The sequence below is a fragment of the Saccharibacillus sacchari genome (assembly GCF_037722395.1).
GTDB classification, from domain to species: domain Bacteria; phylum Bacillota; class Bacilli; order Paenibacillales; family Paenibacillaceae; genus Saccharibacillus; species Saccharibacillus sacchari_A.
In genome coordinates this window covers 41,366-62,649 of record NZ_JBBKAR010000016.1, presented here as the reverse complement: position 1 = coordinate 62,649, position 21,284 = coordinate 41,366, and the positions used below count along the sequence as shown (strand labels likewise).

Here is a 21,284-nt window from a genome sequence, read left to right as displayed (position 1 = left end):
GATCTCTAGCGTGTCGAGAAAGCCCAACGTAACTGGAGTCTTCTCGCTTCCCGCGCATACGTAACTTTCTCGGTAGATGGATCAGTTCAAGGTATATTTGACCAAAGAACCGGACTCGGCGGCGTATAGGACGTTTCCGGCGTAGGCGAAGGCGTAGTCGGAACGCAGGGGAAGATTGGATACGGCGCGGGTGATGTCCAAGGTGTCGGGATCAAGGATGTAGAGAGTTTCGGCCATATCCACTTGCAGTTCGCCGTCGTCGGAGCGTTCGAGCACGACGATCTGGCCGGGTTCGTCGGTGAGGGTGCGTTCGGCTTTTTTTCCGTCCAGTTCAAAAGAAGTGAGTTTGCGGTTCGAATAAGTCACGTATCCGGTTCCTGTTGACAGGATGACGGCATCGGCTGGGATTACGCGGCCCCATAGCAACCGACCCTCGGGCGAAAAGGCAAATAGTTTGTTGACTGTGCCTGTGACCGAGCCGCGGAAAAGAATCGTGCCGTCGTCTTGTACCAAGATCGGTTGACCGCCGCCGTCGCCAAGAAGATTGACGCTTGCAGGGAATTTGTACGTATAGATGCGTTTAAGATCAGGGGTATAGACCTCAACGGAAGGGCTTGGCGAGCGGTCCCAGTTTTGGTTGCTCATTTTGAGCAGGCGGCTGGTGTCGACCACGATTCGTTCGCCTTCAGCCGTTAAGACGCTTCCTGTTAGCCTTTTGGACGCCAGTGTCTGACCTGTCGAATCGCAGTGTACAGCCGTCGTTTTGACGACCCCGCGTTTATCCGGCCCTTGGGGAGAAGCGATTAATAGGCTTTCGTCGCCTAACATATAGACTTGGCTTCCGAACGGAATCGAACGACTCCACGCTTCTTTGCCATCGGCGCGAATCGCGTAGATTTTCTGAGTCTTGTCCGAAAAGGTTCCTGTAAAATAAACCGTACCATTCTCCGCATAAAGAAGGGAACTGGCAATGGTATAAGGACCGTTCTTTTCATGGAAAGTCCGGGACCATTTTTGGGCTCCGGTAGCGGCATCAAAAGCTGTAACGCTTTCCAGATACCAGTCGTACGACGTTTTGGAACTGTTCTTTTTGATATTTTGCACCGTGTGCGCGTAGACGAGACTGCGGGATTTGATGAAGCGGATATCGTGAGCTGAGGCAGACGATGTATCGTATACAGCTGCCGAGGTCCAGGAAGGCTGGGGCAGTTCATTACCCGTGAGATTTCCTGCAGCATCTGCATAGCCGGGGGCGCTTAGCAGCACGGCTGCGCTAAGTACGAATGCTCCCCATTTTTCAGTCGATTTCATGAACAATTTTCCATTCCTCTCTATAAACTTAACGTTCGGTGGAACTTGACTACGCTGATTATACACGTTGGATGCCATGTTTACCAGAAGTTTACGCTTTAGCATACATGATTTTACGATCTGGTCCGCTGGGCCGGGTTTTTTCTTGATTTATCCCTTCATTAGGCTTGTAAACAGCTTTTATTTAGAGTAATTCCCAAAAAAAGAGGCTTTTAATGGAGCTAGTCATACAGTCTTAGAAGCTATGGCTTCAGTAGCGATTTGCGCTTAAAGACTCCACCTTTGTCCCTGAATACGGTAAAAGCGGTTTATTTTTAACTATCCCGGGTTATATAGTCGTACATAGAAGAGAGCGACCTAATATTCTGTGCCAAGTTAAATAGTGCGTTGCGGCCGAGCGTAACCTTACCTTCTTTTGGTACAGAGTACTAACGATGTGTCTTCACACGAAGTTCGGCGAAACTTGAAGGCATGTCCTTAAAAGCGCGAGTGTAAGCGAACCGATTTTACATTTGCGTCCTATATTACTTGGGAGGGACATCTACTTATGAATATGAGCGTACATAACCTAATGGCTTTTCACTCGCAATATACCAGACCGCAACCGGCAGCAGCACCTCAGAAAAACACGAACAGCGACCAGGAGCGGAGCTTCCACGAGATCCTGAAGGAAAAAATGGCTCGTTCAACAATGAATCTGAACATCAAGTAAGCGAACTGTCTTTTGACTTACGTTTTTTTCGAACATACATATCAAACATAGAATCGGCTTTCCAAACCTATACGTGTATAATAAAAGCAAACAAACTTGAATTAACGGAAGTGCACTTCATTTTTTAAAAAAAGGAAGGCATGCAAGCCCGAATGCCGAGAATCTTTCGATTTTAAACCCAGCTTGAAGCGGAGGGAGAAATTCAGTGAAAGACGCCTCTGAGCTCGTAAAGCCGAAGGCTTTATGAAGCGAGACAGCGTCTTGAACGAATTTTCCCCGTAGCCGCCCAAGCTGCTCTCTGAAATAGAAATTCCTCGGCATCCAGCGAGGCATGCTTTCAAAGGAGGCATCGTACATGGAGTTCGACTTCACAACCATCGTGTTGGCGATTATTGTTTTTTCGCTGATGTTGATGGTTATTGGCCTGCGCTTCGAGGTAAGAAGTTTACGTGAAGAGATGAATCGACTCGCCGAGTCGCCGCGTTATCCTCGTCCTTCACCAATGATCGCATCAAGCGACGGCGAGCAAGGGCCAAGACCTTCCTCAGCGGGGGATGATCATCTGCGCTCACTCGTCGCCAAAGGGCGTAAGATCGAAGCCATCAAAGAAGCGCGGGAAATGTACAACTTTTCGCTGAAAGAAGCCAAGAACTACGTGGAATCGCTATAATAACCGTACAATGATCAAGTCAGGCAGGAAGCCGCGGCATATGCCTGCGGCTTTTGCTGCACTTGCAAAGTCTACTGAAGTGGGTAGGGCTGGGGACCGAGCGTAACTTCAATCGCTCGGTGGAGCCGGTTTGGCGAGAGACGCGTTACAATGAACGGGAAGACGGAAATCGGCTTTAGAATGTTCAAAAAAAGTCGGGAGGAACGCTTATGTTCGATTCAACGCGGATTTCGGACTACACGCACCCGGAGTCTTATCCACTGCCGCGTACCGAAGACGGATTTATACATGCCGTGCGGCCGCAAGGCATGGAACTGACCAACGCTAGAGCTATGGCATTGGCCGACAAGCTGGCGCGTTTCTATGCGTTTGCGCATCGATGGTATATCCGGCTACGTTTTGGAGGAGAGATTCAGTATCGCTGGACCTTTTTGTCTGAACTGAATATTCAGCGCGGCGATCGGGTGTTGGAGATTTCGGTGGGCACCGGAGCCAACTTGCCGATACTGCCTGCGGGCGCGCAATTGTACGGTCTGGATTTGTCTCAAGCGATGTTGCGTGAAGCGTCCAGACACTTGAAGGAATGGGGAACGGAAGCGGAGCTGATCCATGGCGAGGCGGAGCATTTGCCTTTTCATACCGAATCGTTCGATTGTGTGTATCACGTTGGCGGACTTGGAGATTTCAGCGATCCCCCGGAAGCCTTGCGCGAGATGATTCGCGTGGCGAAGAGTGGCACCAAAATCTTGATCGCTGATGAGGTAGACCGTCGTGGGCATGAGCGAAGGTCTCGAATTTCGCTTGCTAAAAAAACAGGTCCTTCGTCCCCCGAAATTTTGCGTATGCTTCCGGCAGGGATGCTCGATGTTCAGTATGAAGAGGTCTGCAAAGGAGTCATGTACCGATTGACGTTTCGCAAACCCTGAACGCCTACATATTTCACCTATCGTTAACCAGACTCCAAGATCAAGGGGAATAAAAAGCGCTTTTCGGTAATGAGCGATCCTTCCGTAAGGAAGCGATGTTCATACCGAAAAGCGCTTTTTGCGTTACAACGTTTTATCGAACCCTTGCGGACTTAAAGGTCTTTGGGTTCCGGAGGCTCTTGATGTCCGCTTTGACCTTTACCCGACGCTTGCGGAGACGGCTCTCCGGGCATGTCATCGGGTTTGGAGCCGGAAGACATCATCGGTCCGGATGTGCCCGCATCGGGTACTCCTGCTGCTTTTGCGGCTTCCGCCAACTCATCTTGAATCGTTCCTGTCCATAATGGCACTCCGCTCCGATGAGCAGCTCGCCCGTTCAAATGTCCGGCAACCGGAGCGGTAATGAAGAAAAAGACAATGCCGAGCAGAATGTTCATGCTGGCAGTCTGCATACTGGACGCGAAATACAGGAATACGCCGGTCAACACGCAGAGTACGCCGAGCGTCGCGCTTTTGGTAGCCGCATGTGAGCGCAAGTAGACATCGGGCAAGCGGATCAGGCCGTAGGCGCTGAATACGCTGAGCAGGGCGCCCAGAAGGATCAGCAGCACCGATAACCATTCAATCGCCAGTTGTATCGTCTGGAGCATCCAGCACCCGCCCCCTTTCCATATAACGAGCTAACGCTACGGTACCGATAAACGCCAGAATACCCATCAGCAGCACCAATTCGAAATAAGCGGTAGAGCGCGTGTAGGCACCGGCTACGGCGACTTCCGCCGCAACATTGACGCCGATCGTGTCAAGCGCGGCAATCCGGTCCGCGATCGAAGGGCCTTTAAGCACCCGATAAAGGCATCCGCCGATCGCTAGAGCAAGCAGCATCATCGAAATCAACAAAACGGTTTGCATCAGCTTCGGGTCACCTCCATGATCGCTTTCTCGAATGTTTCGCGAATATGCTTTTCCACGCTGTTTGCTTCCTGCATATCCATAGCATGGATGTACAGCGTTTTTTCGTCTGGACTGACTTCCAGCAGCAAGGTGCCGGGAGTCAGATTCATCAGTCCGCATAAAAGGGTCAGCTCCCAACCGGGTTTCAGATCCGTCTCGTATGCGAAAATGCCCGGCGACAGCGTCAGTTTAGGCTTGATGATCTGACGGATGACGGCGAATGAAGAAACAACGAGTTCTTTCAACAGCAGTCCGAGCAGCTTGACGCAAGCCCACACTTTTCGCGGATAAAAAGGTTGAGGGAAAAAGCGTCGCATCAGCGTCATCAGCAGCAATCCGATCAATAGCCCGACCAGGAAGCCGGATATCGTCATGTCGCGCATCAGCAGCATCCAGACGAAGGCGATGACCAGATTGAGCAGTAGTTGAAAAGCCAAAGGCATCTACTCCTTAAATACGGCTTGAATATAGATCGAAGGATCGGTTAACACGTTCGAAGCGCTCGTGATATACGGCATGACCGATTCGGCAAAGACCCCGAGCAGAATGATCAACATCATCAGTGGAGCCGAAGCCAGAAGCAGCTTGCGGGATTGTTTCCAATGGGCTTCCCGCGGTCTGCGTGCTTTGCCCCAGAATCCGAGGATGAAAATCTTGATTAGCGAATACAGCAGCATCAACGTCAGCAGTACGCCTGCCGCGGCAATGACATACTGACCGTTTTCCAGACTGCCCTGAATGATCAGAAGCTTGCCCGGGAACCCGCTGAGCGGCGGAATGCCTACTACCGCCAGCGAAGCGATCAGGAACATCCAGCCCAGCAGCGGAGAATGGCTTAGTACGCCGCCCATCCGATTAATCCGCTCCGTTCCCGTTTCCGCAACCAAGATGCCGGCTAACAGGAACAGCAGCGCTTTGACGATCATGTCGTGGACCAGATAGAAGACGGCACCTTGCAAAGCATCGACATTGGAGACGGCAAGGGCGAGCGAGATAAATCCGATACTGGCAATCACGTTATAGCCGAGAATCCGGTTGACGTTGGTCTGGGAAACGGCGCCGAATCCTCCGAGTATAATCGTGGCGACCGCCATCGTCCCGATCAGCATATGCGTGACTTCGACTTCGTGGTAGAAGATCAGAGTGAACGTTCGAATCAGCGCGTACATGCCGACTTTGGTCAATAAAGCGCCGAATAAAGCCGAGATTGCAGCGGGTGGAGCGCCGTACGAGCCGGGCAGCCAGAAGAACAGGAACAGCCCGGCTTTGACACTGAAAACGACAAGCAGAAGCGCGGAGACAACCGTGATCGGTCCGGTTTGTCCGCTCTCGGCAATCCGCATAGATAGATGTGCCAAATTCAATGTACCCGTCGCGCCGTACAGATAAGCGACGGAAGCGACAAAGAGTGTCGAAGACAACACGTTGATCAGAATGTAGTGCAGAGTCTCGCGGAATTGGCGCTTGGTTCCGCCCAGTACGATCAAGGAATAGGACGACATCAGCATCAACTCGAAGCAGACAAATAGGTTGAACAGGTCGCCGGTCAGGAACGAACCGTTAACCCCGGCGATCATAAAGTGAACGAGTGAATAGAAATAATGCCGTTCCCGTTCTTCGTCGATGCCGCGGAACGAGTACCATAGACAACATGCGGTAACGATCGAAGCCGCCAGTACCAACAGGACGGCGAACATATCCGCGACCAGCACGATGCCGTAAGGAGGCGCCCAACCGCTCATATTAAGCGTCTGAATGCCGTTGTTGCGGACTTGAACGATCAGGAAGATCGCGACTGCGACGTTCAACAGAGAACTCAGAAGGCTTATCCAGCGTTGCAACTTGAGTTTGTTATGCAAAAAAATGAGCAAAACGGCTGTGAAAAGCGGAATCAAGAGTGGAGCGACTACCCAGTTGTTCATCGGCGACGCCCCCTATGTTTGGAAGATTCGCTGCGCATCCGATCCATGTCGGTCGTATCCAACTTCTGGTAAGCACGATAGGACAAAACAAGGAAAAAGGCGGTGATTCCAAAGTTGATCACGATCGAAGTCAGAATCAAAGCTTGCGGCAGCGGGTCGACAAATTCTTCTTGGCCGCGACCCAGCAGCGGAGCTGCACCGGTCTTAAGCATGGACATGGCCATCAAAAGTAAATGCACGGCGTGAGTCAGCAGCGAGGTGCCAAGCACGATCCGCAATAAATCCTGGGTCAAAATGAGGTAGATCCCGACGGCGAACAGCACGCCGACGATGACGGCTACGATGATTTCCATCAGTTATCCTCTCCGATCGTGAGCAGAATCGTCATGGTCACGCCCACGACTGCCAGATACACGCCCAGATCGAAAATCAAGGCCGTATGCAGCTCGGTCTTGCCGAGCAGAGGAAGATCGAAATAACCGAAAGCATGTTTCAGGAAAGGCTCGCCGAACAGCAGCGCACCGGTTCCGCCGCAAAGCGCGATAAGCAAGCCGACCGCCGTTACGATTTTGAAGTCGATCGGGATGACCTTGCGCACCGTTTCGATATCGTACGCGAGCGCGAGCAGCAGCAAAGCCCCCGCACTCATCAGTCCCGCGATAAAACCGCCGCCGGGACTGCCGTGACCGGTGAAAAACAAATACAGGGCAAATGCCAAAATGATAAAGACGACGATCTTGGAGATGTTTTGCAGAAAAATATCGCTGCCTCTAGGCATCCTGATCTCCTCCTTTCTTACGGCTGTTATCAGCTTCGGAGTCCGAATCCGACAAGCCACAATCGGATTCGGGTTCAGGCTCAAACTCAGAATCGGAATTCTTCTCTTGTTCAGGAGCTTTGTCGTTCAGATCGCTCACGCAGTTGATCCAAGGCTCTTTTTTGCGCGGGACTTCAATCGGGCCGTCGTGCCCGTATTGCGCTTTGCGGAAACGATCGGCGACGTCGTCGGATTCGTCGTCTTCATGCGACACGTGGCGCGATCCTACGTCCGTTGCTTTGCGGCGCAGCTTGATCATGTTGTAGATGCCGAGCGAGGCAACGCCGAGCACCATGATTTCGAGCATCGTATCGAATCCGCGGAAATCGACCAGAATGACGTTTACGATATTTTTGCCGCCAGCCGATTCATAGCTTTCCCGAACGTAATAGTCGGATACCGGCTCGAACGGATTCGTGCCCAACACGGCGAGCGCGACGAGCGTCATCAATACGCCGACCGCAACGGCCACCAGGAAATTCGGCAGACGGAAACGGACAGCCTGTCTTTCCGTGCGCAGCTTGGGAAGATGGTAGAAACAAAGCAGATACAACGTTACCGAGATGGATTCGACGACCATCTGCGTGAGCGCCAAGTCAGGCGCGCGCAGAAACACGAACATCAGCGTCATCAGATAGCCGACCGATCCGGTCAAAATAATCGCGACGGGACGGGATTTGGCGAACGGAACCGCGAGAGCCGCAGCCGCCAGGCCCAGCAGGATCACCCACTCGTAAGGAGCAATTTGCGCGTAAGCGCCGACCCGGTAGCTGATATCGGTTGAACGGTACAGGATGAATCCAAGAACGAGCATCATGAATCCCAGAATGTATTTGACATAGCTGCGCGATGAACCGTTCATGTACAGCGAAGTCACCCGCACCGTAATATGTTCGAAGAATCGCAAGCTGATATCGTAAAATCGGTTGATCGATACCCGGCGCGGGATAAACGCATACAACTTCATCCAGCGTCGCACAGTCAGGGCAAGAAGAATTCCGACCCCGACTACGGCTATGGTCATCCATAGCGCAGGCGTGAATCCATGCCAGAGCTTGATATCCATCGGAAGCCGTTCGCCGGAAGCCGTAACGATTGGCATCATGGCTTCAGCGGCGGGACGAATCAATGAATAAGCCACCGTACCTGGGAAAAGACCAAGTACAAGCGCCATCACAGCCAATAACGCGGGAGGAAGCACCATAAGAAGCGGAGCTTCGTGAATCTTTTTGTTGATCAACGGTTTTTTACGCGGCCCAAGGAACGTTCGGAATACGAACAGGACCGAATATACGAACGTGAATACACTGGCAATCCAGGCTACGATAGGGAATAGTGCTGCCCACGTCGAAAGTCCGAACACGCCGGCGTGCAAAGGTTCGATGACCGAATCCAGAAACATCTCTTTACTGATGAATCCGCCAAAAGGAGGAATGCCTGCCATCGAAAATGTACCGAACAACGAGATGGTAAACGTAATAGGCATAACCTGGGCGAGTCCACCCAGTTTGCGGATATCCCGTGTACCGGTTTCGTGGTCGATAATGCCGGCGGCCATGAATAACGCACCTTTGAACACGGCATGATTGAGCAGATGGAACATCGCGGCGGTCCCGGCAGCGGCATACAGCATTTGCTCTTCGCCGTCGAAAATGCCCGATAAAGAGGAGAGGCCGAGCAAAGACATGATCAAGCCCAATTGGCTGATCGTCGAGTAAGCGAGAATACCTTTGAGGTCCGTCTGCTTGAGTGAAGCAACCGAGCCATACAGCAAAGTGACCAATCCGCCAAGCGAGACAATCCAGAACCATTCCGCCGTTCCGGCGAAAATCGGGCTCATGCGTGCAACCAGATACAGACCGGCTTTGACCATGGTTGCCGAATGCAGGTAAGCACTGACTGGGGTAGGAGCTTCCATCGCGTCAGGCAGCCAGATATGAAACGGATACTGGGCCGATTTGGTGAAAGCGCCGAGCAGAATCAAGATCATAGCCGGTAAAAAGAGAGGGTGTGACACCAACGGCGCTCCGGCTTCGAAAAGCTCCCGAATCCGGTATGTTCCGCTCATCACATACAGCAGGATAAAACCGCTAAGCAGACCGAGTCCGCCTGCCATCGTGATCAACAGTGACTTGAGCGCGCCATAACGCGATCGGTGCTTCTCGTTTTTGTAGCCGATCAGCAAGAAAGAAGTGATACTGGTGAGTTCCCAGAATCCATACAGCGTCAGCAGATTGTCCGAAAGAACAAGCCCAAGCATGGCGCCCATGAAGACCAAAAGAAAAACATAAAAGCGCGTTAACGATTCCTTAGCAGCATTCATATACGCTATCGAATAAAGGGCAACAAGAACCCCCATTCCGGTAATCATCAAAGCAAACAACAGAGACAATCCATCGAGATAAACAGTGAACGAGATTCCGAGTGAAGGAATCCAGTCGAACGATTCGATAATCGGGGAGCCGTCGCGAACATCGGCCAGGTAGCCGAGTAAAGTCGCGAAGACGAAAGCCGACAGTGCGGCTGCGAACCATCCTTTGTGTAGACGGGGAACCGCTTTTCCCAAAAAAGGGATCAAAACGGCAAGCAAGAACGGCGACAGCGTCAAGAGATGGAGTAGGGACAAACGGCTTCTCCTTTCCGCTTCATATAGTTTCGGCTTGGTAGCTTTCAACCAAGCTTTACTTTTTAATATTACCCGAATTAAGGTAACCAAAGCTAGTAAATTGGATTTTTATGCGAAAAAGATCCTAATCCGTCTGCTTGAAGAGGTTATGGTATGGACAGAAAAGGGAGATATTGCTGTTACCTATCCTAACGAAAGGTCTACGGGCCTAAGGAGTGATGAGGATGAGCCGATATTCAGGCGGATCGGAAGCTGGGGAACTGCGTTGGACGTGAGAAATTCCAGCGGCTTTTGATTTATATGAGCTTTACGAAGCGTTGGATCGGAATGCTTTTTTGCGGTTGGAGTCTGAGCGACTTCGTTTGGCTGCTTAAAGTGAGCCCACTTAAAAAAGAGCCGCTCTCAAGCCAAATACGGCGTTGAGGCAGCTCTTTTTTTAAATATAAGGCTTCCGATCGTTTTACGTTTATTTTTCCGGCACGCTCACCTGAGCAGCACCGTAAGTCTCGAACCATCCTTTAACCGTGTCGAAGTCATTGGAGAACGACAGCGACAGCAGCAACATAAGACGAGCATGAACGGCGTTCAGATTATCTCCCGCAATGATATTGTCGCCGCTGGAATAGTTGCTGCCCGATCCGGTACGGGTCGTCGTAACGAAGATCGTATCATGGTCGGCGATTGCCGCTGTGCGTTCTGCGCTCATTGCACGCGAGATGCCGCCTGCTCCGGTTCCTGCGGTGACAATACCGTCTGCACCGTTTGCGACAAAGGACGAGATAGCTCCCGCTCCCGCATCTTGGTACGAGTAAGCAATTTCAACCTTGGCCAGATTGGATTTGTTGAGTTTCGAGAGATCGAAAGGAGTGTTCCAATCGGTAGCGCTCAACAGTGCACGGGCAGGTGCGCGATAGATACGGACTCCAGCTTCATCGATATAACCCAGTGCGCCAAGCTCCGGAGTGATGAAGGTGTCGGTGCGGTAGGAGTTGGATTTTGTGACTTCACGTGCGGCATGGAACTCGTCGTTAAGCATCAGCACGGTGCCGAAGTATTTCGTTTTTCCGCTTGCTGCCAATTTGATCGCATTGTATAGATTGGCTTGAGCGTCGCTGCCGATAACCGTCCAAGGTCGCATCGATCCGGTAACGATCACGGGCTTCGAACTGCGAACCGTCAGATCGAGGAAGTAAGCAATCTCTTCCATCGTATCGGTTCCACTGGTTACTACGACGGCATCCTGTGTTTTGAGGGCTTGGTCCACGCGAAGGGAGAGATCGTACAAGTCGGCGATACTGTAAGCGCTGGAGCCTGAATTGCCGAATTGATATGTACTTACCTGTGCGATCTTGTCCTTGTCGGGAAGCTCTGCAACCATGTCGGCGATCAGCAAGGTGCCGGCGCGATAATTGCCAAAGCTTGTTGCGTCAGCAGACTGACCTGCAATCGTGCCCCCTGTAGCAATAACCTCTACCTTTGGCAGTGCGCTTACGACTGTACTTGTTCCTGCTGTGGCCGGTGTGCTGGCGACAACTGTTCCTGTAACTTCCGCTGCATAAGCACCCGGAATGCGAACGACTGGAGCCACCGCAGCAGCAGTAACACCAAGGGCAAGCACGGCTTTCAGAACTTTCGTAGACATCGTGGACATTGAATTCCTCCTTAAAAAGGTTTGGGAAGGAACTTTAAGTGACATAACTTGCTTCCCGATGTCTATAAATATAAATTCATGTTAAGTAAATTAACAAATTCAATAAATGATCAATAAAGCGTTTAATTCGATAATATACGCCATATTTCGTGCTTTTACTTGGTTTGACGAATAGATTTAATCAGATTGTTCAAAAGAGAAGGAAACGATTAAAAAGTTTGTTATGTGAATAAATATAACTTTAACAAAAAAGCTTAAATGCAATGGTTTGTATCAAATATTTTTTGGGAAAAAGACAAAGAAAGCATAGAAATGAATTTATATTTAAATTTAAGAATAAATATTCATATTAAATCGGTTAACGCGCTTTTTTGTGGAAAAGGGATTTCCCAGCACTCCACGTCAAACTTCATTCCATAATACGAAATACTAGGGCGATCGCACATATTGAACCCGTAACGGATAAGCAACCTTTGAAGTCGGGTTTGGTCTCTGACCGTCCAAAGAGTCAGTTGCCGGCAACCGCTCTGTCGAGCGAAGCGGATCGCTTCGTCCAGAAGGCTTCCGCCAATTCCCAGCCCGCGACGTTTCGATTCGACCATAAATAGCTTGATATGCAAGCGTTTTTCATCTAAAGGCTCGACGATGATCGATCCGGCGTTTTCGCCGTTCATCTCGGCGATCCAGCAACGCGCTCTTGTCGTGCATGTCGGGTCAAACAATCTCTGATTGGTATCGGCCATTACGGCGCGGAATTCTTTTGCAGAGCCGAACGTTTGCTCGAATAAGTTTTCGTAAGCTTTGGTTAATCGCTCGGCATCGGAAGGCTCGGCTTCACGCAGGAAATAGCGGCTATCAAGCACATAGTCCGCGCGGGAATCATTGATTTCCTCGATCGTACGTATGGCTTCCATCAGCCGGGCCTGGTCGAGCTCGGACAAGCCAGCCAAGTATTCGGCAACGTCATCATCGACTCGACGATTAAGCAATTGTGCAATTCGTTGGCCGTCTTCAGTCAATTTGAGGAACCGTCGTCTACCATCGCGTTCGCTTCGGGGACGTTCGATCACGCTCCCGGATTCCAGTCTGCCCAGTAACCGACTAAGATACCCGGGATCAAGTCCTAAATTCCGGCTTAGATCGGTGGCGGTTAATTTGGATTGGCGGGAAATCTCGAGAATGACTCGTGATTCAGTCAAAGAGTAGGAACTATGCAACAAGCGCTCGCGCAGTACGCCAGCCTGCATGGTGTCACTGTAATTGAAGGCGCGAAGGGTTCTGATTCTCTGTTTCCAGAGTGAGGGATCAGGCATCGATTCACTTCCTTTCCGGTCTGTACAAGCCGGCAGCCATCTATTGAAGTCAGGTAATTTGAAAGGCTTCTTCCGAATTATAACAAGAAAGAGAGTTGGTAGCTTGTCTTGTTTTAATCTGAGGTTTGCGTTTGCCTAAAACGTGCTCAGATTTTCAGGCAAATACACCTGAAAATTTGCTCCCTGTATCAGATTTTCAGGTAAATTACACCTGAAAATTTGATACCTGTATCAGATTTTCAGGCAAATTACACCTGAAAATTTGATACCTAACCCCGAAATTTGAAGCCTTACTTCGATTGTTTTCACAGGCTACAATGAATCCATGGAATGTAAGCACTTACAAAAAAGCCGGCTACAGGGTCGGAGGGGGCTGGAAGATGGAGAGAAAAATAGAGACGCGCGTCTCGGAATTGCCGTCGGAGCGGGACGGTAAGGCACGCAAATGGTGGAGAAAGCTGCTCGGACAGCGGCATTTGCAAACGATGGCGCTGCTCGGCGTGGCCTGGATGTTCATTTTTAATTACATTCCGATGTACGGAATCATCATTGCTTTCAAAGAATACAATATCGTTGATACGATCGCCAACGCGCCGTGGGTCGGGCTGGATCATTTCCGGGAATTTTTGCAAGACGACGAATTGGGCGGGGTGATCCGCAATACGCTCGGCATCAGTCTGATCAAGCTGGTGATCGGATTTCCGCTGCCGATCATATTCGCTTTGTTCCTGAACGAACTGCGCTCGGTTAAATTCAAAAAAACCGTGCAGACCATTTCTTATTTGCCTCACTTCCTGTCATGGGTCATTCTCGGCGGCATTCTGGCGACCTGGCTCGCCGATGTGGGCATTATCAACAATATGCTGATAGGGCTGGGGCTGATTACCGAACCGATCTCGTATTTGGCGGAGCCGAAATACTTCTGGGGCATCGTCATCACGTCGGATATCTGGAAAGAGTTAGGCTGGTCGGCGATTATTTATCTGGCCGCCATGGCAAGCGTATCGCCTGAACAGTACGAAGCAGCAACGATGGACGGGGCCGGACGTTTTCAAAAAATGTTCTACGTCACCTTGCCCAATATTCGTCCGACGATCGCGATCTTGTTTATTCTTGCGGTCAGTGGCGTGCTAAACTCCAACTTTGATCAGATTCTCGTTTTGCGTAACTCGCTGAACGAAAGCGCAAGCAACGTGATTGACATTTACGTCTACCAGACCGGGATTCAGCAGGGCCGCTTCTCCTATTCGACCGCGGTCGGCCTGCTCAAATCGGTGATCGCGCTGATCCTGTTGCTGATCGCCAACGGCGTGACCAAAAAATTGAACAACACCTCGCTGTTTTAGGCTGGGCGGAAGGAGGAACCTGCAATGTGGACATTAAAACGCAAAACGAGAGGCGAGGCGCTGTTTGATTTTCTCAATACGCTTGGCATGGTACTGATCTGCTTCGTCACGGTCTATCCAATCTGGTACGTGCTGGTCAATTCGTTCAACGACGGTACCGACGCGATGAGCGGAGGGATTTACTGGTGGCCGAGACAGTTCAGTCTGGAGAACTTCGGAGCGGTATTCCGCAGCGAAGGAATCATGATCGCGATGGGCATAACGGTCGCCAAAACACTCGTCGGCACGGTCGCCCACGTCTTTTTCACCGCGATGGTGGCTTATGCGTTCTCGCGTAAAGGATTGATCGGCGGCAAGTTTTATATCCTGATGGGGACGGTGACGCTGTTCTTCGGCGGCGGACTGATTCCGACCTATCTGCTGATTCGAGACTTGCATCTGCTGGATAACTTCCTGGTTTATATCATCCCTGTTTTGTTCAGCTTTTTCGATCTTATTATCTTCATGACTTTCTTCCGCGAAATTCCTGAAGGATTGGAAGAAGCGGCTCGAATCGACGGGGCGAATGATTGGTCGATCTTTCTGCGAGTGGTGCTGCCCGTGTCTATGCCCGTACTTGCGACGATCGCTTTGTTCCATGGGGTGTATCAATGGAACGACTACTTTACGGGCATGATTTATATCAACAATACGGATTTGCAGCCGATTCAGACTTATCTATACCGCGTTGTCGCAGAGTCGAGCTCGAATCAGATGATGGCGGCTGTTCCGGGAGGCGTGACGCGCTCGGTGACCTCGCAGTCGATCAAGTTGGCTACGATGGTGGTGACGACGGCGCCGATCGTATTCGCTTACCCGTTCCTGCAAAAGTATTTTGTCAAAGGCATGATGATCGGCTCGATCAAAGGCTGATTCCCAGACCGGCTTTACGCTCCATGTTTCCATATAAGCAAGACCGGAGTCATATCGTACATCCATTACACAGAAGAGGGGTACTCACATGAGAAAAAGAGGGAAAAAGTTCTCTATCCTCCTGGCTGCGATGCTGATGATTTTCAGCACGGCGTGTTCGTCAGGCGGTCAAAGTAAAGAAGCGGCAACCGAAAAAGAAGCAGCGGCGCAAGCGGCAGTTGATCCAAGCAAGCCGTCCTGGCAAAACGATACTTCACCTATTACCTTCGATTGGTACATCAACTTCGCCTGGTACACCGGAACGGATTGGGGCAAAGACCTGACGAGTCAATATGTAACGAAAAAGACCGGCGTCGATCTGAACTTTATCGTACCGGCCGGCAACGAAGCGGAAAAAATGAACACGATGATCGCATCCGGCAAACTGCCTGATTTCGTGACGATTGCCTGGAGCGACGACGCGGTGAAAAAAATGATCGAAGGCAAACTGGTGCTGCCGCTCAACGAGCTGGCCGAGCAATACGATCCGTACTTCATCTCCAACGTGGCCGATCCGGCCAAACTGTCGTGGTATACGCAGGAAGACGGCAATGTGTACGGGTATCCGAACGCGTCCTCGTCTCCGGCCGACTTTGAGAAATACGGCAAAGACTACGTCTCGAACCAGGTGTTCGTCGTGCGCAAAGACATGTACGAAGCGCTCGGTTCGCCCGATATGAGCACGCCGGAAGGCTTCCTGGCGGCGCTGCAAGCAGCCAAAGAAAAATATCCGCAAGTGAACGGACAGCCATTGATCCCGATCGGGCTGCACGAATTCACCGACAACGGCAACTATTCGCTGGAAGGCTATCTGCAAAACTTCCTGGCGATCCCGCAGGAAGAAGCAGGCAAGCTGTACGACCGTCAGACCGATCTCGAGTATATCAAATGGTTGAAAACATTCCGTCAAGCCAACGAAAACGGTCTGCTCGCCAAAGACATCTTTATCGACAAACGCGCGCAAATGGAAGAAAAGATCGCGCAAGGCCGTTACTTTGCTATGATGTACCAACGCAGCGACTTCGGCGTGCAGCAGAACGCGTTGTTCGCGAACGACCCGAACTCCGTCTATATTGCAGTCGACGGTCCTGCAAACGCGGCGAAAGACCAACCGAAACTGTCGGGACCTGGCATCTCGGGCTGGACGCTGACGCTCATTTCCAAAGACGTCAAAGACAAAGCGCGCGCGATCGGTTTCCTGGAATACCTGACAAGCGAAGAAGGTCAGCGCGATCTCTACATGGGTGAAGAAGGCGTGACTTATGACATGGAAGGCGATAAGCCCGTGTTCAAGCCGGAAGTACTGGAGATGCTCAATACCGACCGGGCGGCGTTCGATACGAAGTACGGAGCCTCCCATAAATATTGGATGATGATGGATACCAATATTACGGATCAATGGGCGCCTGCCCCGGTCGATCCGTTTAAGCAAATGATGGATTGGACGCGCGGCAAAACGGTCAGCGCTTCCGAATTCGATCAGATCAACCCGACGGGCAACTCCAAAGAAGGCATTGCGAATACGAAACTCGGACAGCTATGGGGCAAAACGCTTCCGAAACTGCTGCTTGCTTCCACGGAAGCGGAGTTCGATCAGATCTGGAGCGATTATCAACAAAAACGTGAATCGACGGGACTGGCCGACGTACAAGCGTATCAACAAACGGAATACGAGAAAAACCTGGAGAAATTGGGCGGAGCGAAATAAAGCAGACTTAAATAAAGCGCAGTTCCCCCGCATCCCTTTTCAACAAATCCCAAGCCCCGGAGCAATCTGCCGGGGCTTGTGGGTTGTTCGGCGATTTTAGGTCTTGTCATCATGCGGAAAGGCTTTGTATGATAGGAGGGCTTCTTTTATGAAAACGGATACAGGAGGAGCCGATGAGGACAAAATGGAGGGATGGAGCGTACGCGGTACGCCGTTGGCTTCAGACCCGATCGTTGCAAAGTCGGTTGGTGGCCGCGTACGCCTTGTTGATATTGATACCCAGCACGTTGATTTCTGCCTATTTATATAACGATATCCGAGATAGTTATATAGAAGATGCGCGGGTGAAAAGCGAGTATTTGGTGCAAAGCGAGAAGCAGGTCATCGAGAATCAGATCGAGACGATGGAACGTTCCGCTCAACTGCCGCTGTCTGACCAAAATGTACGCCGCTATTTGACCGAGCAGACAGACCCGACAGCCGCAGAGCTAGTTGATTTCAATAATACGGCCTACGCCAATCTGGCCCGTATCCAAATCAGCAATCCGGCGATTTTGCATTTGCGTCTTTATACCGCCAACGAACGGAACTATGAGATTTGGCCGATCATTTTTCGGGAAAGCCGGGTACGCGAAAAGCCGTGGTTTGCATTGACCGAAGGGTTGGGGGAACGTCAGGCTTGGTACTTTCAACCGGAATCAACTGTTCAGGACGTCGGAGGTACTGAAGAAGACCCGCCCAAAGTATCGCTGCTGCGCGAGATCAATTTACCGAAAGACGAGCATATCGGCGTCGTTCAGGTCGATATGCGTCTGGACCAATTTTCGCCGCGAACCTTCGGAGAACTTCAGGAAGAAGGCTCGCAGATGCTGCTGGTCACATCGGGTGAGGTTTATGCACGCGCAGGCGGATCTGAACCTTCCACCGATTCGCCTGCGGTTCAATATGCGGTATCGCAACTGCGGAGTTTGGGCGATCCCGGTGAAGTGCCGAATATCTCCGATGGATTTTTTCGATATGAAGAAGGCGGAGAAGCTTATATGATGCTGTACACGCCGGTTGAGCGAATGGATGCTTACGTGCTCAATGCCGTTTCTTTGGAAAAGGTGCTTAAAGATCTCAACCGGACGCGCGGTATGCTTATTTGCGCCAATATCGGGTTTGTGTTGATTCTGGCCTTGCTGACCTACATCATGAATTCGTTTATTTTGAAAAACCTCAAGCAGCTCGCCGACGCGATGAAAAAAGTACGCAAAGGCGAGCTTCAACCTGCGCTCAGCATCAGCGGTGGCGGCGAGATCGGCGATCTGGCGTATCATTTTAACAAAATGACCCAGACGATTAACGAATTGATTGCCGAAGCCGTACGCAAGCAGGCCCTGATGAAGGAAGCTGAATTGCGGACGCTGTACAATCAGATCGACTCGCACTTTCTGTATAACACGTTGGAAAATATCAAAATGCTGGCCGAGATCGAAGATCAACGCAAAATCTCGGATGCTTTGACCTCGCTCGGCGGCATGATGCGTTATAACTTCAAGTGGACCGGGGAATACGTCAAACTCAAGGATGAAATCCGGCATATCGAGAACTACATTGAAGTCATGAATATTCGCTTCGACGAACCGGTTGCTTTGATCTGCGAGATTCCGAAGTCTTTTATGGAACTGGAAATTTTGAAAATGTCACTCCAGCCGATCGTCGAGAACTCAGTCAAGCATGCCTGGCAGACGCTTGGGGACGGAGCGCGGCGTGAATTTGGAATCGAAGTCCGCGAAGCGGAATTGTCGAAGATCCAGATTGTCATGACCGACAACGGCGCGGGGATGGATGCCGGCCGATTGGCCGAGTTGAACTCGGAAATTCAGAGTGCCGGAGAAGAAGGGACAGGCTCTGCCTATACGGGCGTCAAGCTCGGAGGAATCGGTCTGCGCAACGTGCATCAGCGTATCACCTTGTTTTACGGGCATGAATACGGGTTGTTTCTGGAGAGCGAGGAAAGGGCATACACGCGCATTGTGCTGACGATCCCCAAAGTGTTGCTTACCGGAGGAGGATGGGAAGAATGATCGATCTGTTGATCGTCGATGATGAAAAAAATATACGCCAAGGGCTGAAAGTGATGATCGAGCGGGAGTTTGGCGATACCTGTCGGATTCGGCTCGCAGCCCACGGGCAAGAAGCTTTGGAGCTGCACGCACAGCATCCGGCGAATGTGGTGATCACGGATATTCGAATGCCCGTCATGGATGGCATGGAATTATTGGAGCGGCTTCGCCAGCAGCGCCGGGCGGCGGAAGGTCCTATTGTGCTGGTACTCAGCGGCTACGACGAGTTCGAATATGCCAAAACGGCGATTCGTTTTCAAGTACGGGATTATCTGCTTAAGCCGATACGGCGCGAGGATCTGTTCGAAGCGCTGGGACGGGCTTTGGAAGAACTGGAGCAGCGCAAAAACGAATCGGAGCGAATCGATCTGGCTCAGGATTACAAAAAGCGATTGCGCGTCGCCCGTCTTACCCAACTGCTTGAGGCGGATGGTACGGAATTCCGGGCGGCATTGGATGATTTGTCCTCCGGCGAAGCGGGGTTAACGATTCCTTTTTCCGTGGCTACGGTCGCTTATCGCGATGAACAGGGTGGACATATGAGCCGTGAAGAGCTGGCTGCCGTGGTCGAACGTCTGGAAGGACCGCTGGATCGCGCTTTTGAAGCCGTATTGTGGGATCGGGAGGGCCATTTGGTGATAATCGATCCTTCGCCTGAACGCTTCGCGCGTCTAGCCGAGCTGGCCGAGAAAAGGGAGTTGGGCGGACTGCTGGTTGGTCTTGGATTGCAGGGAAGCCGACTGGAAGACCTGCCAGGTAGCTACCGAGAAGCGTGCCTGGCGCTGAAATATACCTTTTTACATCCCGGCATTCATCTGGTGGACGCCCGAGCAATCAAAGAAGGCCGACAGTTGTTCCCCGCTCCGAAAGAAGAGATTCGGCTGCTCGGCAATCTGCTGGGGACCGATCGCAAGCGCGAAGTGAATGAGCTGCTATATCGCATTTTCCATATCGACCAGCTGGCCCGAATAGACATTTCCTACATCGAACATACGGCTCGGCTGATCAACGAACATGTACTCGACGAAGTGTTCCGCCGTTACGGCGAAGCTTCGATCGAAGTGCTTAAGCTGTATCGCAAAGTCGGAGATTGGAACAGTTTTCGTTATTTTCACGATTATTTCCGGGCTTTGGAGAATCTGCTTGTCAGCCTGAACGATTACATCAAACAAGTGCGTCTGGCTTATACGGAAAACGAGAACCTGAAAGAAGCCGTCGCATTCATCGAACAAAACTATGCCAGACCGCTCAATATGGCCAGTGTCAGCAACCATGTTTCTTTGAACTATTCGTATTTTAGCGAGGCGTTCAAAACATATACCGGAGAAAGCTTCGTCGTGTACTTGAAAAAGGTCCGGATCGAAAAAGCAAAAGAGCTGTTGGCGGAGCGGGAGTTGAAAATGGCCAGTGTCGGCGAAGCGGTAGGGTTTGAAAACGTCAAGCAGTTTGCACGCGTTTTCAAAGAGCTGGAAGGCATTTCCCCGCACGAATACCGCAGCAAAGCCCATGCTTCCGAGCCGGGATAAATGCCAAACCTCGCGTAGGCGATTAAAGGTCAGAGGCGGCGGTTAAAAAACGGTATACGAGGGAGGAATTTATAAGATGAGCATACTTTTGAAAAACATGCCTGAAAAGGTCAAGAAGATGCTGCTAGTGGTGGCGGCAGCTCTGTTGATCGCGCCGCTGGCGCTTTCAGTGGGTGGAAAAAGCGCGCTGGCCGCTGCGACGACGGTGTACATAAATGGAAGAGTCGCGCAGGGCGAAGTATTGGTTCGGAATGGTCTGACCTATCTGACGCTGACCGATTTGAAAGCCTTTGGAGACTACAGTTTCCGATATAACAAAACTTGGCGCACGGTTACGATCACGGGCGGCGACAATGGGGAACGATTCGTTTTGACCCTTGGAAGCCGGGAGGCCAAGCGCAATGGGCAGAATATCACTTTGGAAGCTGCGCCATTATCGTACGAGAACAAAACGATGGTTCCCGTACGCGTTGCGGCTGATCTATTCGGCGCGGATCTGCAATGGGATCAAAATGGCAGTCGGGTATTGTTGACAAAAGAAGTAGAATCGAACGGGACTACCACTGCGCCTTCTACACCTTCGCGTCCGCCGGTCTCGCCATCAGGGCCATCGGGACCGAGCGTACCCAAGCCGCCTACCGTGCCTTCGATTTAAGCGGGAGCGAATAGGCAGAAATCCAATACGATAAAATGCGGCGAAAGACCTTCGGCTGGTTGTGAAGGTCTTTTTGTATCCGCATAAA

Annotated in this window: 20 protein-coding genes; 10 read left to right on the top strand and 10 right to left on the bottom strand. The window is 51.2% G+C overall.

The features are described from left to right. Positions 1 to 81 precede the first annotated feature (81 nt). Positions 82 to 1,311 carry a PQQ-binding-like beta-propeller repeat protein gene (locus WKI47_RS04540; protein WP_340225977.1) on the bottom strand — a complete coding sequence of 410 codons (1,230 nt, stop codon included), beginning with the start codon at positions 1,309 to 1,311 and terminating at the stop codon, positions 82 to 84. A gap of 547 nt (positions 1,312 to 1,858) precedes the next feature. On the opposite strand from WKI47_RS04540, the gene WKI47_RS04535 reads away from it, so the two are divergent. The 3 genes from WKI47_RS04535 (at position 1,859) to WKI47_RS04525 (ending at position 3,619) form a co-directional block, all read left to right on the top strand. Further along, positions 1,859 to 2,023 carry a hypothetical protein gene (locus tag WKI47_RS04535; RefSeq protein ID WP_340225976.1) on the top strand — a complete coding sequence of 55 codons (165 nt, stop codon included), beginning with the start codon at positions 1,859 to 1,861 and terminating at the stop codon, positions 2,021 to 2,023. 355 nt (positions 2,024 to 2,378) lie between these two features. Then, a complete protein-coding gene (locus WKI47_RS04530; protein WP_340225975.1) occupies positions 2,379 to 2,693 on the top strand; it encodes a hypothetical protein in 315 nt (104 codons plus the stop codon). Between the two features lie 209 nt (positions 2,694 to 2,902). After that, positions 2,903 to 3,619 (top strand): class I SAM-dependent methyltransferase, encoded by a 717-nt coding sequence (locus WKI47_RS04525; RefSeq protein ID WP_340225974.1) that lies wholly within the window; start codon positions 2,903 to 2,905, stop codon positions 3,617 to 3,619. A 152-nt stretch (positions 3,620 to 3,771) separates the two neighbouring features. On the opposite strand, the gene mnhG is transcribed toward WKI47_RS04525, so the two are convergent. From mnhG to WKI47_RS04480, 9 genes are all read right to left on the bottom strand, one after another. Further along, positions 3,772 to 4,269 (bottom strand): monovalent cation/H(+) antiporter subunit G, encoded by a 498-nt coding sequence (gene mnhG, locus WKI47_RS04520; protein ID WP_340225973.1) that lies wholly within the window; start codon positions 4,267 to 4,269, stop codon positions 3,772 to 3,774. Next, complete coding sequence (locus WKI47_RS04515) at positions 4,241 to 4,534, bottom strand: Na(+)/H(+) antiporter subunit F1 (protein ID WP_340226203.1); 294 nt, start codon at positions 4,532 to 4,534, stop codon at positions 4,241 to 4,243. Before WKI47_RS04515 ends, mnhG begins: the two co-directional genes overlap by 29 nt. Further along, positions 4,531 to 5,010, bottom strand: coding sequence for a Na+/H+ antiporter subunit E (locus WKI47_RS04510; RefSeq protein WP_340225972.1), 480 nt, complete (start codon positions 5,008 to 5,010; stop codon positions 4,531 to 4,533). The genes WKI47_RS04515 and WKI47_RS04510 overlap by 4 nt, the downstream gene beginning before the upstream one ends. A 6-nt stretch (positions 5,011 to 5,016) precedes the next feature. Beyond that, the gene (locus WKI47_RS04505) at positions 5,017 to 6,495 is read right to left on the bottom strand and encodes a Na+/H+ antiporter subunit D (RefSeq protein ID WP_340225971.1); all 1,479 of its coding nucleotides are present in this window, start codon (positions 6,493 to 6,495) and stop codon (positions 5,017 to 5,019) included. Continuing rightward, a complete protein-coding gene (locus WKI47_RS04500; RefSeq protein ID WP_340225970.1) occupies positions 6,492 to 6,848 on the bottom strand; it encodes a Na(+)/H(+) antiporter subunit C in 357 nt (118 codons plus the stop codon). The genes WKI47_RS04505 and WKI47_RS04500 overlap by 4 nt, the downstream gene beginning before the upstream one ends. Then, positions 6,848 to 7,273 carry a Na(+)/H(+) antiporter subunit B gene (locus tag WKI47_RS04495; protein WP_340225969.1) on the bottom strand — a complete coding sequence of 142 codons (426 nt, stop codon included), beginning with the start codon at positions 7,271 to 7,273 and terminating at the stop codon, positions 6,848 to 6,850. The genes WKI47_RS04500 and WKI47_RS04495 overlap by 1 nt, the downstream gene beginning before the upstream one ends. Continuing rightward, positions 7,266 to 9,938, bottom strand: coding sequence for a Na+/H+ antiporter subunit A (locus WKI47_RS04490; protein ID WP_340225968.1), 2,673 nt, complete (start codon positions 9,936 to 9,938; stop codon positions 7,266 to 7,268). The genes WKI47_RS04495 and WKI47_RS04490 overlap by 8 nt, the downstream gene beginning before the upstream one ends. A gap of 466 nt (positions 9,939 to 10,404) precedes the next feature. After that, positions 10,405 to 11,589 (bottom strand): asparaginase, encoded by a 1,185-nt coding sequence (locus tag WKI47_RS04485; protein WP_340225967.1) that lies wholly within the window; start codon positions 11,587 to 11,589, stop codon positions 10,405 to 10,407. Positions 11,590 to 11,933: 344 nt separating this feature from the next. Continuing rightward, positions 11,934 to 12,902: a bifunctional helix-turn-helix transcriptional regulator/GNAT family N-acetyltransferase gene (locus WKI47_RS04480; protein WP_340225966.1), complete on the bottom strand. Its 969-nt coding sequence runs from the start codon at positions 12,900 to 12,902 to the stop codon at positions 11,934 to 11,936. Positions 12,903 to 13,282: 380 nt separating this feature from the next. On the opposite strand from WKI47_RS04480, the gene WKI47_RS04475 reads away from it, so the two are divergent. From WKI47_RS04475 to WKI47_RS04445, 7 genes are all read left to right on the top strand, one after another. Beyond that, positions 13,283 to 14,248: an ABC transporter permease gene (locus tag WKI47_RS04475; RefSeq protein WP_340225965.1), complete on the top strand. Its 966-nt coding sequence runs from the start codon at positions 13,283 to 13,285 to the stop codon at positions 14,246 to 14,248. 24 nt (positions 14,249 to 14,272) lie between these two features. Continuing rightward, complete coding sequence (locus WKI47_RS04470; RefSeq protein ID WP_340225964.1) at positions 14,273 to 15,160, top strand: carbohydrate ABC transporter permease; 888 nt, start codon at positions 14,273 to 14,275, stop codon at positions 15,158 to 15,160. An 88-nt stretch (positions 15,161 to 15,248) separates the two neighbouring features. Beyond that, positions 15,249 to 16,907, top strand: coding sequence for an extracellular solute-binding protein (locus tag WKI47_RS04465; RefSeq protein WP_340225963.1), 1,659 nt, complete (start codon positions 15,249 to 15,251; stop codon positions 16,905 to 16,907). A gap of 148 nt (positions 16,908 to 17,055) precedes the next feature. Then, entirely contained in the window at positions 17,056 to 17,217 is a 162-nt protein-coding gene (locus WKI47_RS04460) for a hypothetical protein (protein ID WP_340225962.1), read from the top strand. Between the two features lie 34 nt (positions 17,218 to 17,251). After that, on the top strand, positions 17,252 to 18,976 hold the full coding sequence (locus tag WKI47_RS04455; protein WP_340225961.1) for a sensor histidine kinase: 1,725 nt from the start codon (positions 17,252 to 17,254) through the stop codon (positions 18,974 to 18,976). After that, complete coding sequence (locus WKI47_RS04450; protein ID WP_340225960.1) at positions 18,973 to 20,541, top strand: response regulator; 1,569 nt, start codon at positions 18,973 to 18,975, stop codon at positions 20,539 to 20,541. Before WKI47_RS04455 ends, WKI47_RS04450 begins: the two co-directional genes overlap by 4 nt. Before the next feature lie 76 nt (positions 20,542 to 20,617). After that, positions 20,618 to 21,196 (top strand): copper amine oxidase N-terminal domain-containing protein, encoded by a 579-nt coding sequence (locus WKI47_RS04445; protein WP_340225959.1) that lies wholly within the window; start codon positions 20,618 to 20,620, stop codon positions 21,194 to 21,196. Positions 21,197 to 21,284 lie beyond the last annotated feature (88 nt).

Coding starts and splice junctions, on each gene's coding strand:
- WKI47_RS04485 (WP_340225967.1), bottom strand. CDS start 11,589: ATGTCCACGATGTCTACGAAAGTTCTGAAAGCCGTGCTTGCCCTTGGT.
- WKI47_RS04460 (WP_340225962.1), top strand. CDS start 17,056: ATGAAAACGGATACAGGAGGAGCCGATGAGGACAAAATGGAGGGATGG.
- WKI47_RS04450 (WP_340225960.1), top strand. CDS start 18,973: ATGATCGATCTGTTGATCGTCGATGATGAAAAAAATATACGCCAAGGG.
- WKI47_RS04480 (WP_340225966.1), bottom strand. CDS start 12,902: ATGCCTGATCCCTCACTCTGGAAACAGAGAATCAGAACCCTTCGCGCC.
- WKI47_RS04445 (WP_340225959.1), top strand. CDS start 20,618: ATGAGCATACTTTTGAAAAACATGCCTGAAAAGGTCAAGAAGATGCTG.
- WKI47_RS04525 (WP_340225974.1), top strand. CDS start 2,903: ATGTTCGATTCAACGCGGATTTCGGACTACACGCACCCGGAGTCTTAT.
- WKI47_RS04540 (WP_340225977.1), bottom strand. CDS start 1,311: ATGAAATCGACTGAAAAATGGGGAGCATTCGTACTTAGCGCAGCCGTG.
- WKI47_RS04500 (WP_340225970.1), bottom strand. CDS start 6,848: ATGGAAATCATCGTAGCCGTCATCGTCGGCGTGCTGTTCGCCGTCGGG.
- WKI47_RS04475 (WP_340225965.1), top strand. CDS start 13,283: ATGGAGAGAAAAATAGAGACGCGCGTCTCGGAATTGCCGTCGGAGCGG.
- WKI47_RS04495 (WP_340225969.1), bottom strand. CDS start 7,273: ATGCCTAGAGGCAGCGATATTTTTCTGCAAAACATCTCCAAGATCGTC.
- mnhG (WP_340225973.1), bottom strand. CDS start 4,269: ATGCTCCAGACGATACAACTGGCGATTGAATGGTTATCGGTGCTGCTG.
- WKI47_RS04465 (WP_340225963.1), top strand. CDS start 15,249: ATGAGAAAAAGAGGGAAAAAGTTCTCTATCCTCCTGGCTGCGATGCTG.
- WKI47_RS04470 (WP_340225964.1), top strand. CDS start 14,273: ATGTGGACATTAAAACGCAAAACGAGAGGCGAGGCGCTGTTTGATTTT.
- WKI47_RS04535 (WP_340225976.1), top strand. CDS start 1,859: ATGAATATGAGCGTACATAACCTAATGGCTTTTCACTCGCAATATACC.
- WKI47_RS04505 (WP_340225971.1), bottom strand. CDS start 6,495: ATGAACAACTGGGTAGTCGCTCCACTCTTGATTCCGCTTTTCACAGCC.
- WKI47_RS04530 (WP_340225975.1), top strand. CDS start 2,379: ATGGAGTTCGACTTCACAACCATCGTGTTGGCGATTATTGTTTTTTCG.